This is a genomic window from Sphingomonas sp. CARO-RG-8B-R24-01, assembly GCF_022662295.1.
Lineage (GTDB): Bacteria > Pseudomonadota > Alphaproteobacteria > Sphingomonadales > Sphingomonadaceae > Sphingomonas.
In genome coordinates, this window is sequence record NZ_JAKNQI010000002.1 from 556,239 (window position 1) to 568,144 (window position 11,906).

The 11,906-nt window shown below is 69.1% G+C and carries 10 protein-coding genes; 6 read left to right on the forward strand and 4 right to left on the reverse strand.

Going from position 1 to position 11,906, the window contains the following annotated elements; genetic code table 11:
• Positions 1-81: 81 nt before the first annotated feature.
• Both L8G49_RS07405 and L8G49_RS07410 read left to right on the forward strand, forming a co-directional pair.
• Complete coding sequence (locus L8G49_RS07405) at positions 82-1,323, forward strand: TIGR04063 family PEP-CTERM/XrtA system glycosyltransferase (protein WP_242183552.1); 1,242 nt, start codon at positions 82-84, stop codon at positions 1,321-1,323.
• Positions 1,293-2,183 carry a hypothetical protein gene (locus L8G49_RS07410; protein WP_242183553.1) on the forward strand — a complete coding sequence of 297 codons (891 nt, stop codon included), beginning with the start codon at positions 1,293-1,295 and terminating at the stop codon, positions 2,181-2,183. Before L8G49_RS07405 ends, L8G49_RS07410 begins: the two co-directional genes overlap by 31 nt.
• Positions 2,184-2,239: 56 nt before the next feature.
• On the opposite strand, the gene L8G49_RS07415 is transcribed toward L8G49_RS07410, so the two are convergent.
• Together L8G49_RS07415 and L8G49_RS07420 are read right to left on the reverse strand one after the other, a co-directional pair.
• Positions 2,240-2,548, reverse strand: coding sequence for a hypothetical protein (locus L8G49_RS07415; RefSeq protein ID WP_242140561.1), 309 nt, complete (start codon positions 2,546-2,548; stop codon positions 2,240-2,242).
• Complete coding sequence (locus L8G49_RS07420) at positions 2,545-2,730, reverse strand: hypothetical protein (RefSeq protein WP_242140560.1); 186 nt, start codon at positions 2,728-2,730, stop codon at positions 2,545-2,547. The genes L8G49_RS07415 and L8G49_RS07420 overlap by 4 nt, the downstream gene beginning before the upstream one ends.
• A 93-nt stretch (positions 2,731-2,823) precedes the next feature.
• Between L8G49_RS07420 and L8G49_RS07425 the strand changes: the two genes are divergently transcribed.
• Positions 2,824-3,450, forward strand: a complete 627-nt coding sequence (locus L8G49_RS07425; RefSeq protein WP_242183554.1) for a S24 family peptidase — start codon at positions 2,824-2,826, stop codon at positions 3,448-3,450.
• Positions 3,451-3,464: 14 nt separating this feature from the next.
• Here L8G49_RS07425 and L8G49_RS07430 read toward each other — a convergent pair whose 3' ends face one another.
• Positions 3,465-3,647, reverse strand: a complete 183-nt coding sequence (locus L8G49_RS07430) for a hypothetical protein (RefSeq protein ID WP_242140559.1) — start codon at positions 3,645-3,647, stop codon at positions 3,465-3,467.
• Between the two features lie 182 nt (positions 3,648-3,829).
• Between L8G49_RS07430 and L8G49_RS07435 the strand changes: the two genes are divergently transcribed.
• Genes L8G49_RS07435 through L8G49_RS07445 form a run of 3 tightly spaced genes read left to right on the forward strand, consistent with a single transcriptional unit; the run spans position 3,830 to position 10,250 of the window.
• Entirely contained in the window at positions 3,830-4,042 is a 213-nt protein-coding gene (locus L8G49_RS07435; protein WP_242140558.1) for a hypothetical protein, read from the forward strand.
• 53 nt (positions 4,043-4,095) lie between these two features.
• Positions 4,096-6,075, forward strand: coding sequence for an autotransporter assembly complex family protein (locus tag L8G49_RS07440; protein WP_242183555.1), 1,980 nt, complete (start codon positions 4,096-4,098; stop codon positions 6,073-6,075).
• A complete protein-coding gene (locus tag L8G49_RS07445; protein WP_242183556.1) occupies positions 6,072-10,250 on the forward strand; it encodes a translocation/assembly module TamB domain-containing protein in 4,179 nt (1,392 codons plus the stop codon). The genes L8G49_RS07440 and L8G49_RS07445 overlap by 4 nt, the downstream gene beginning before the upstream one ends.
• Before the next feature lie 132 nt (positions 10,251-10,382).
• On the opposite strand, the gene L8G49_RS07450 is transcribed toward L8G49_RS07445, so the two are convergent.
• Positions 10,383-11,807, reverse strand: a complete 1,425-nt coding sequence (locus L8G49_RS07450; RefSeq protein ID WP_242183557.1) for an aldehyde dehydrogenase family protein — start codon at positions 11,805-11,807, stop codon at positions 10,383-10,385.
• Positions 11,808-11,906: the final 99 nt, after the last annotated feature.

An 11,906-nucleotide genomic window follows, 5' to 3' on the forward strand; every position in this document is an offset into this window, starting at 1 on the left:
GTCCGTCAGGCCGGCCACGGCGTCGTCCTAGCGCGCGGGCGGTTGAGGCTCCGTTAAACACTCTTGCGCTAACCGATGCGCATGCGGATTCTTCACATCCTCGATCACGGCTTGCCGCTCCACAGCGGCTATACCTTTCGGACGCGGGCAATCCTGAAGAGCCAGATGCGGCGCGGATGGCAGGTCGCGGCCGTCACCGGCCCGCGCCACGGAGACGCCCCCGCCGGCGAGGAAACGATCGACGCGATCGACTTCCATCGCACCGCGCCGGTCAGGGGCATGCCGCCGGTCCTTCGGGAACTCCGCGAAATCCATGCCTTCGCCAAGCGGATCGATGCCGTGGTGGAGGCTTTCCGGCCGGACGTGTTGCATGCGCACTCGCCGGTGCTGGATGCGCTGGCCGCGCTGCGGGTCGCGCGGCGACGTTCGCTGCCCCTGGTGTATGAGATCCGCGCCTTCTGGGAGGATGCGGCGGTCGGCAACGGCACGGGGCGCGAGGGATCCGCGGTCTATCGCGCCACTCGCGCGCTTGAAACCTATGCGGTGCGCCGTGCCGATGCAGTCGCGGTGATCTGCGATGGGCTGCGCCGCGATCTCGTCGCGCGCGGGATCGATCGCGACAAGGTGTTCGTGTCGCCCAATGGAGTCGATCTCTCAGTGTTCGGGGAGCCGCCCGCTTACGATACCGCGCTGGCCACGCAGCTCGGTATCGGCGCTGCCGAGGTCATCGGCTTCATCGGGAGCTTCTACGATTACGAGGGGCTCGACGATCTGCTCGCCGCGATGCCGCAGCTCGTCGCGGCGCGGCCGCGCGCGCATCTCGTGCTGGTCGGCGGCGGCCCGGTCGAGGCGGCGCTCCGCGCGCAGGCGGCGGCCTCGCCGGTCGCGGGTCATATCCATTTCGTCGGCCGCGTGCCGCACACCGAGGTCGAGCGCTATTACAGCGTGATCGACGTCCTCGCCTATCCGCGCAAGCATATGCGGCTGACCGATCTCGTCACGCCACTCAAGCCGCTGGAAGCGATGGCGCAGCGCCGACTCGTCGCGGCGTCCGATGTCGGCGGCCATCGCGAGCTGATCGCGGACGGGGTGACCGGCACGCTGTTCGCGCCGGACGATCCCGCCGCGATGGCACAGGCGCTGGCGACGTTGCTGGCGGACCGGGCAAGCTGGGACGGACGGCGCGACCGCGGCCGCGCCTTCGTCGAGAAAGAGCGCAACTGGGCGCTCAACGTTGCATGTTACGCCCCCGTTTACCAGAAACTCACCGATCCCCAGGCAAGGTTCGCTCCATGGCCGTCCACTCCGATTCTCAACGCCTGATCCTCCCCGTCGCGCCGCTCGTCGGCGCGCTCGTCGGCAGCTGTGCCGCCGTGGTGCTGGCCGCGGTGCCGATCGGCGTGGTCGAGACGATCGCGCTCGACAGCGGCATTGCCGCGATCGTCTCGGCCGCGGCCCCGCCACTCGGTTTCACCGCTCGGTTGCTGATGGTCGTGTTCGGGGGTGGGGGACTGGGCGTGATCGGCTGGTTCGCAGCGTTTCTCGTCCGGGGGACGCGGTCGGCGGCGGTCGCCGAGCATGGCATCACCATCGACGAAGGCGCATCCCGGGAGGAAGCCGCACCAATCCTGCGTCGCGCCGATGCGCACCCGGATGCGCCCGCACGTCGCCCCCTGCGCGCCGACCGTGATCTCGGCACGCCGTTCCTGCAGGTCTCCGCCGGGGACGGCGCAGCGCAAACGCCCCTCACAACGGCGTCGATGACGCGAGAACCCAAGACGGAAGAACCCAAGACGGAAGATCCCAGGACGGAAGATCCCAGGACGGGGGCACTGAAGACGGGGGCACCGAAGACGGGCGGGGACGCGGTGTCCGGCTTCCTCTTCCCGGGGACGGTTGCGCCGGGTGCCGAACGCGCCTTGCCGAAGGATCTCGACGTGCCGCTCGCGGCGTATCGTACCGAGCCCGTATCCGCGCGTCCGCAGACATTCGCGCCGGGGGAGCGCCTGGAAACCTTTCGCCTGAAGCCGGGGAAGATCGATCCTTCGGAGTCGATCCATGCCTTGCTCGACCGGCTCGAGCAGGTGGTGCAGCGCCCGCCGAACGATCGGTCCGACCAGCCGGAACGCGGGCTGGAAGCCGCGCTTGCCGAACTGCGCAGCATGGCGCTGCGCGCGCGCTAGGCCGCCAGACGCCGCGGCGCCTTCGCGGCAGACCGGCAGGATCGATCGATCCGTCCTCACGTTTCGACGGTGAGCACCTCGATGCCAAGGTCGGCGCTGTCGTCGGCCTGGGTGATCGTCGTCACGACCAGATCCGCCACCAGATGCCCTCGCAACGGCAGGTCGACCTCGTCCAGCGCCGCCGCCCAGGCGGCGGTGCCCGCACCGCTGATCGACAGGGCAAGCCGGTGTTGCGCGCCGACGAAGGTCGCGCTGGCCCATCGGCGGACGTGCAGCGCATGCCAGGTCAGGGCGATGCCGCAGCGATCGGCATGGCGTTCCAGCTGGCGCTGCAACAGCATGGTGGCATCGGGACCGCGGCTCATCGCGGCAAGTCCCGCTGGGTCGCGAGGAAGGCTTCGATGCGCCGGACCATCCGCGCGCCCGGCTCGCGCCCCCGCCGCAGATCCTGCACGAGCCGGGGATCGCGCACCGCCAGCCGCCCGAACGTCGTCGGCGGCATCGCGGTTGCGCGGAGATAACGATCGATCTTGTACAGTACCGACATCGGATGGCCTTTCGGTTTGAGTCGCTTTATGTTCCCGATGTGTTCCGCCATTTCCAACTTGTCTAGGAATTTTCCTATGGTATCGTTTTGACCATGGATGCGTCCGATCCTCGTGCCCGTCTGGCGGCGCTCGTCGCGCAGCACGGCGTCGGCTATGCCGCGCTGTCGCGGATGCTGCGCCGGAACGACGCCTATCTGCAGCAATATGTGCGACGGGGAACGCCGCGGGTCCTGGCGGAGCGCGACCGTGCCTTGCTGGCCGCGTATTTCCGGGTGGATCAAAGCGAACTCGGCGGGCCGCCCACGCCCCGGATGACCGCGATCCGCCGCCTGTCGGTGGAGGCGTCCGCCGGACCCGGCGCAATGGTCGACGGGGCGGAAAGCCGCGACGGCGCCCGTACCATGCTGCTCGACCCGCGCCTGCTGACCGATTTGCGGTTAAGTCCGTCCGACGCCGGCATGCTGACCGCGCGCGGCGATTCCATGCTGCCGACGATTGCCGATGGCGACACGCTGGTGGTCGACGAGCGCGACCAGCGGGTCGGGGCCCGTCCGGCGATCTTCGTCCTGCGGCACGACGGGGTGTTGCTGGTCAAGCGTGTTTCGCGGCGTGACGCCGCCATCACCGTTGCGAGCGACAACCCCGCCTATCCGGACATCGTCCTGCAGCAAGCCGATATCGTCGGCCGCGTGGTGTGGCTATCGCGCGCGCTGCGGTAAACGGGGCCGCGGCGTCAGCGCCTGCGGTCGAGCAACCAGATCGCCAACGACATCGCGACCCCGCCCGAGAGCCCGAGCAGGAAGCCGCGCGTCGGCCCAAGGACCGTGAACAGCCCGACCGCTGCCCCCACGATCGCCCCCAGCGCGATCAGGGAACCACCGGCGACGGGCGAGCGGGGCGGGGGGGAAGATGCCATGCGGAATGCTCTGCCATGTCCCGGGATCGTACGCCAGCGTCCCGATCCGGGAGCGGTGGATCAAATGGAACACCAACGGCGCAATTGCGTGCTCGTGGATGCGTGACGCAGCCGATAAGAGTTGCTAGGCGCCTGCATCGCCGGGCGGATCATCGGTCGCCTCGGACCCGTCTGGAGCCAGAATGCCGCATCTTCCCTATCTCGCTGATCGCGCCGAATGCACCGATGCGGCAGACCTGATCACCATGTTCGGGAGCGAGGCGTGCTCGGAAGCCGCGGCGCGCGCGGATCGCAGCAGGGACCTCGGCAACTATCTGCACTTTTGCCGCTGGCGCCAGATCGAGCGGCTGATCGCCTTTCTGTCGTCCGATCGCGCGATCGGCACGGTTCACTAACCGCGCACGCCTACCCCCTGTCGCTTCGCCGATTGCCGGGCTAGGACGGATCCATGTCGTTACCGGTTGGGCGGCGGGGCCAGTTGCTTGCCACCGTCGGGGTCTTTGTCGTGGGGTGTCCGTGCGCGGCTGCACAGGTGCGTCCGGCAGCGGAGCCGTCCGTACCGGCTTCCCCCGCGATCGAGCCGCAGCACCTCGACCCGCAATCGCCGATGGCGCCGTTGCCCGGACTTGGGGTGGATTGGCCCGATCTGTCCAAGGCCCCGGTCGAGCCGCTGGTCGTGCCGACGCTCGCCACGCTGACGGGAGAGGCGCGCTACAGCTACCGCATCGATGGGATCGACGGGGTCGCGAGCGCGCTGCTGCGGGACCGTTTCGACCAATTGTCGACGCTGGCGACCAATGACGGCCAGCCCGCCAACGCGGCGCAGCTCGACCGGCGCGCGCGCGAGGATGCGTCCTTGCTGGTGTCGTTGCTCAAGGCGGACGGCTATTACGATGCGCGCGTGGCGACGCGGGTCGAGCCCAACGCCCGTCATCCGCTGGTGGTGCTCGATGCCGATCCTGGTACGCGCTATACGTTCAGCGGCGTGACCCTGTCCGGCGTGGCCGGCGCGGGGGACAAAGAGGCGCTGTTGCGCAAGGCCTTCGGGCTGCACGCCGGGGATCCGGTCAATTCCGATTCGGTCGTCGCGGGCCAGTCGGCGCTGGTGACGACGATCACCGACAAGGGCTTCCCCTTTGCGGTGGTCGGGGATCCCGAAATCGTGGTGGACCGCGCGGCGCACAGCGCGACGCTCGATGTCGCGGTCGTCCCCGGTGCGCAGCGGCGGTTCGGGCATATCGTGATGACGTCCGGGCAGCAGGTGTTCGATGCCGTCCATGTTCAGGACATCGCGCGCTTCACCCCGGGTAATCCCTATGATGCGTCCGCGCTGGTCGACCTGCGGCGCGCGCTGATCCAGACCGGGCTCGTATCCACGGTCAAGGTCGCACCCGTCGAGGGGAAGGAACCCGGCACCGTCGACATCGCCGTCGGCGTCGAACGCGCGCCGCCGCATACCATCGCCGGCGAGATCGGCTATGGCACGGGCGAAGGTGCGCGATCGGAGGTGAGCTGGACCCATCGCAACCTGTTCCCGCCCGAAGGGGGGCTCACGCTGCGCGGCGTGCTCGGCACGCAGGAGCAACTCGCCAGCGTCATCTTCCGGCGTAACAATTTCAACGGTCGCGACCGGATCCTGACCGCCTCGGTCACCGCCTCCAACCTGACGCGAAATGCGTATCAGGCGCGAACCTTCGGCCTTGCCGCCAGCCTGGAACGGCAGACCAACATCTTCTTCCAGAAGAAATGGACCTGGTCGCTGGGGGGGGAGCTGCTGGCATCGGACGAGCGCGACGTGATCGTCTCGACCGGCGCGCCGCGACGGCGGACCTATTTCATCGGCGCGCTGCCGACCACGCTCAGTTATGACGGGTCGGACGATCTGCTCAACCCGTCGCGCGGCTTCCGGCTGAGCGGTCGGTTTTCGCCGGAGCTGTCGCTCGAGGGGAACGTCTTCGGCTATTCCCGCGTGCAGCTCGACGCCAGCACCTATCGCACGGTGACAAAGGGGACCGTGCTCGCCGGCCGGATCCGGCTCGGGACGATCGTCGGTGCCCCGCGCGATGCGATCGCGCCATCGCGGCGTTTCTATGCCGGCGGCGGCGCCTCGGTGCGCGGCTATGGCTATCAGGATATCGGCCCGCGCGATCCCAACAACGATCCGATCGGCGGCCGCAGCCTGTCCGAATTTTCGATCGAGGCGCGGGTCAAGGCCTTTGGCAATTTCGGGGTCGTGCCGTTCTTCGACGGCGGCAACATCTACACCAGCGGACTGCCCAAACTGACCGACATGCGCTACGGCGCCGGGATCGGCCTGCGCTATTACACCAATTTCGGCCCGATCCGTATCGACGTCGGCACGCCCGTGAACCCGGCCAAGGGCGATCCGCGGGTCGCCGTCTACGTCTCGTTGGGACAGGCCTTTTGAGCGAACCGCTGGCGCCCCCGACCCCCGACGATGCCATCGTGGCGGTGCCGCGGCGCCGGCGGTGGGGGCGGATTGCGTTCGGCGTGCTGCTGGGGGCGCTCGCGCTGGTCGCGGCGCTGGCGGCCTTGCTCGACACCGGCATCGGGCACCGGCTGCTGACCGACCGGATCGCGGCGCTGCGTCCGTCGAACGGGTTGCGCTACAGCATCGGGCGGATCGACGGGTCGATCTATGGCAAGGCGACGCTGATCGACCTGCGGATTCGCGACCGGCGCGGGCTGGTCTTTTCCACGCCGCGCGCGGAGCTCGACTGGTCCCCGTTGCGCTGGCTGGACAATCGGCTGGACATCACCCGACTGCACATCGCGCAGGCACGGCTCGAGCGGTTGCCCGATCTGATCAAGTCGGACACCCGGCAGCCGATCCTGCCGTCGTTCGACATCCGGATCGGGGCGCTGGCGATCGATCGGATCGTCCTGGCGAAGGCGGTGACCGGGGTCGAGCGCGTCGGCCGGTTGTCGGGACGCGCGACCATCCACCGCGGCCGCGCGCTGGTCGATCTCGACGCCGTGGTCGCCCAGAGCGACACGCTGCGCATGAGGATCGACGCGGCGCCCGACCGCAATCGTTTCGCGATCGACACGCACGCGCGCGGGGCCGCCAACGGGGTGCTCGCCAAACTGACCGGTTTCCTGCGCCCGATCGCGCTCGATATCGCTGGTCGCGGCACCTGGGCGAAATGGGACGGCAGCGCGGTCGCGGTGGTCGGCAAGGTCCGGCTGGTCGACCTCAAACTGACCAATCGCGCCGGCGCCTATGCGCTGGCCGGTGTGTTGACGCCGGCTCCGCTGTCGCATGGCAAGTTGCAGCGGCTGTCGGCGCCGCGCGTACTGACCCATGGCACCGCGACGCTGGTCGATCGCCGGTTGAAAGGCACGCTGTCGCTCCGCTCGGTATCGCTGAGCGTGACCGCCGATGGTATCCTCGACCTCGCCGCGAACGCGTTTCGGGGCGTTCGGGTGCATGCGATCCTGGTCCGCCCGACGGGGCTCTTCCCCAACATGTCGGGCCGCGCGATCGAACTGCGCGTACTCCTCGACGGGGCCTTCGCGACCGCGCGGTTCGACTATCGGCTGGCGGCGAAGCGCTTCGCCTTCGACGATACCGGATTCGAGAATGCCTTTGCGGCGGGCAGCGGGCGCCTGTCCAAATCCCCGGTGCTCGTTCCGATCCGCTTCGTCGCCGCGCGCGTGACGGGGGTCGGCGACGTCGCGGGCGGCATCCTGCGCAACCTGACGATGCAGGGCGTGCTGCGCGTGACGTCGACCCTGGTCACCGGCGACGACATGCGGCTGACCTCGGACAAGCTCAGCGGGCGGTTCAACCTGTTGCTCGACCTGCGCGATGGCCGATACGACATCGCGATCAACGGGGGGCTCGGCCGGTACCTGATCCCGGGGCTCGGCGTGGTCGACGTCAGGACGATGCTCAAGGTCGTGCCCGGACCCGACGGCCACGGCACGCGCGTGCTGGGGCAGGGGGTCGCGCAGATGGTGCGGCTCGACAATGCCTTCTTCCGCTCGCTGGCGGGGGGGCTGCCGCGGCTCGTCACCGGGCTCGAACGCACCCCGGACGGGGTGCTGCACCTGAACAATCTGGTGCTGACCGGCCCGCAGATCCGGATCATCGGAAACGGCATCCGCCGCCGTGACGGCACGTTCCATTTCGAGGGCAGCGGGACGCAGCAGACCTATGGGCCACTGACTCTCAAGCTCGATGGCAAGATCGACCGGCCGACGCTCGATCTGGTGTTCCAGCGGCCGAACGATGTTCTGGGCCTTACGGACGTCGTCGCGCATCTCGATCCGACCGACGCGGGGTTCGCCTTTACCGCGCGCGGGGGATCCAGGCTCGGGCCGTTCACGGGCAATGGTGCGATCCTGCTGCCACCGGGCGGCGGCGGAACGATCGCGATCGCCGACCTGGCGGTGAGCGGCACGCATCTGGCGGGGCCGCTGGCGATCGTCGACGGCGGGTTCAACGGACGACTGGCGGTGGCCGGGGGCGGGATGGCGGGCGCGCTGCTGTTCGCGCCGGTCGGCGACAACCAACGGATCGAGGCGCACCTCGACGCGCGCGCGGCAAGCCTGGCCGACGGGGTCACGATCCGGCGGGCGCATCTCGACGCGGTGACGGTGCTCGATCCAGCCGGCACATCGATCGAGGCGAACCTTGCCGGTGGCGGCTTGCGGCGGGGGTCGCTCGTCCTGGGCCGTTTTGCCGCGCGCGCGTCGCTGCGCGGCGGTGTCGGCACGGTGACGGCGTCGATCGCCGGGTCGGGCGGGCGCGCCTTCGACATCCGATCGGTGGCGCAGGTCACGCCCGATCGCTGGGTCGTGTCCGCCCAGGGAACGCTCGACCGCCGTCCGCTCAAACTGGTGACGCCCGCCGTGTTCACGCGCGAGGCCGAAAATACGGGTTGGCGTCTGGCACCGACCGAGCTGACGTTCGCGGGGGGCGATGCGCAGCTGTCCGGGCGCTTCACCCGCGGGGCGAATGCGATCGATGCGAAGCTCGCGCACATGCCGTTGACGATCCTCGATATCGGTTATCCCGGTCTTGGGCTGGGCGGTAGCGCGTCGGGCAGCCTGTCCTACGCACAGGGGGGCGCCGCGCCGCCCACCGGGCGGATCGACATGACGGTGCGCGGGCTGACCCGCTCGGGGCTGGTGCTGACGTCGCGACCGGTCGACGTCGGGGTGGCCGGCATCCTGTCGGCCGACCGGATCGCGGCGCGGGCGGTTGCGGCGACCGGGGGCAAGACCGTCGGCCGCGCGCAGATGTTGCTCAACCTGCCCGCTGGGCAGGATCTCGCGACGCGCGTCGCCGATGCAGGGCTCTTCGCGCAGCTGCGCTACGATGGCGCCGCGGATACCTTGTGGCGGCTCACCGGGATCGAACTGTTCGACCTGACCGGCCCCGTCGCGATCGGCGCGGATGTCGGCGGTCGTGTCGGCAACCCGCAGATCCGGGGCGTGGTGCAGGCGCGCGGCGCGCGGATCGAAAGCGCGACGACCGGCACCGTCCTGACCAATGTCGTCGCCAACGGGCAGTTCGGCGGATCGCGGCTGACGATCGACACCTTTACCGCCGACGCGGGCAAGGGTGGTCACGTCACGGGCAAGGGCAGTTTCGATTTCGGCGCGAACAGCGGGTTCGACCTCGCGGTCCAGGCCGACCATGCGGTGATGATCGCGCGCGACGACATCGGCGCGACGGTCACCGGGCCGCTGCGCTTCCAGTCGGACAAGCGCGGCGGCACCATCTCGGGCGACTTGCGCCTCGACAAGAGCCGCTACCGGCTCGGCCAGGCGACCGCTGCGAGCGCCGTGCCGCAGCTCAACATCCGCGAGATCAACCTTCCCGGCGGCGGCACCGAGGATGACGACGTTCCGCGCGCGCCATGGCGGCTCGCGATCCACGCGCGCGCGCCCAACCAGCTGATCGTGTCGGGTCTCGGCCTGCGCAGCGAGTGGCTGGCGGATCTGCAGATCGGCGGAGCACCCGACAATCCGGCGATTTCGGGACGCGCCGATCTCGTGCGGGGAAATTACGATTTCGCGGGGCGGACCTTCGCGCTCGAACGCGGCAAGATCCTGTTCACGGGCGAAGCACCGGCCAACCCCGCGCTCGATATTGCCGCCAATGCCAACACCACCGGCCTGACCGCGACGATCAACGTGACCGGACCTGCTCTGAAACCCGAGATCGCCTTTTCCAGCGTGCCCGCGTTGCCGCAGGACGAACTGCTGTCGCGCCTGTTGTTCGGGACGTCGATCACCAATCTGTCGGCCCCCGAGGCGCTGCAGCTCGCTTCCGCCGTCGCGGCGCTGCAGAATGGCAAGGGCGGGCTCGACCCGATCAACGCCGTGCGCCGCGTCGCGGGGCTGGATCGGTTGCGGATCGTCTCGGCCGATCCGCAAACGGGGCAGCGCACGTCGATCGCCGCGGGCAAGTATATCACGCGCCGCTTCTATGCCGAGATCGTTACCGACGGTGCCGGCTATTCCGCGACCCAGGTGGAGTTCCAGGTGACGCGCTGGCTGTCGGTCCTCTCGACGATCTCGACGCTCGGGCGGCAGAGCGCGAACCTGCGCGTTTCGAAGGATTATTGAGCGCGGTGCCGTCACCCCCGGCGGCGGCTACCGCAGCCGGGGGCAAGTCCAGCAAAGGATCGCGGCGCGACGGCACGGCGCGCGCCACCGTGACGCGGCTGGCGAGCGGGCCGGGTCAGGGCGGGAAGCCGGTTACTCCGGCGCGCCCACCACCGTCTTGACCTCCATGAAATCGGCCAGCCCGAACTTGCCGTTCTCGCGCCCGTTGCCCGACTGCTTGTATCCGCCAAACGGCGCATTGCCGTCGGGGCTCCACGAATTGATCGTGACCAGCCCGGCGCGCAGCCGTGGCGCGACCTTCGCGGCGGCGGCGGGATCGCCCGAGATGGTCGCCGACAGGCCGAACGGCGTGCCGTTGGCGATCTTCACCGCTTCGTCCTCGGTGTCGTAGCGGGTGATCGTGGCGACCGGGCCGAACACTTCCTCCTGCGCGATCCGCATCTCCGGCGTCACGTCGGCGAACAGCGTCGGCTTAATAAAATAGCCCGCGTTGCGCCCATCGGGCCGCCCGGTGCCGCCGGTCACGAGCGTGGCGCCCTCGTCGATCGCGGACTGGATCAGGCCCTGGATCTTGTCGAACTGCGCCTTGTTGACGACCGGGCCGATGTGCGCGCCCATCTCGGCGGGGTCGCCGACCTGCGTGCCCTCCATCATCGCCTTGACGATCGCGGTTGCTTCGTCGACCTGGCTGGCGTGGACGAGCAGACGGGTCGGCGCAATGCAGCTCTGCCCCGAATTGGCCAGCACGCCCTGCACGGTCGGCGGCAGCACCGTGCCGAGATCGGCGCCTTCCAGCACGAGGTTGGCGGCCTTGCCGCCAAGCTCCTGATGAACGCGCTTGACCGTCGCGGCGGCGGCTTGCGCCACGGCGATGCCGGCGCGGGTCGATCCGGTGAAGCTCACCATGTCGACGTCGCCGTGGCTCGACAGCGCGACGCCCACGCCGGGGCCGTCACCGTTGACGAGGTTGAAGACGCCCTTCGGAACGCCCGCCGCGTCCATGATCTCGGCAAGGATCACGGCGCAGCCCGGCGATTCCTCGCTCGGCTTCAGGATCATGGTATCGCCGGCAGCGATCGCAGGGGCGACCTTTGCGGTAATCTGGTTGAGCGGCCAGTTCCACGGGGTGATCATCGCGACCACGCCCAGCGGTTCATGCACCACCGTCGACCGCCCCAGCCGTTCCTCGAATGCGAAGGCGTTGAGCGCCTTCAGCGTCGAGAGGAAATGACCAAGCCCCGCCGGGACCTGCGCCGCCATCGCGAAGCCGATTGGCGCGCCCATCTCGCTGCTCACCGCGTTGGCCAGATCCGGAATGCGCTTCTTGTACGCGTCGATGATCCGCTCGAGCAGCGCGGCACGCTCGGCGACCGAGGTCTGCGAGAAGGTCTCGAACGCCGCGCGGGCGGCCTTTACCGCGGCATCGACGTCGGCGGCTGTGCCGAGCGTGATCTCGGTGCAGGGCTGCTCGGTCGCCGGGTTGATCACGTCGTGCCGCGTGCCGCCCTGGCTCTCGACCCAGGCGCCGTCGATATAGTGCTTGAGATAGCTCTTCATCCTCAGCCTCCGCGTTTTTTGAATATGGGGTACGTGACGCCATATCTGGCGCGGGCGAACAAGCGTTGCAACCTGAAACCTGATCGATAGGGTGCCGGC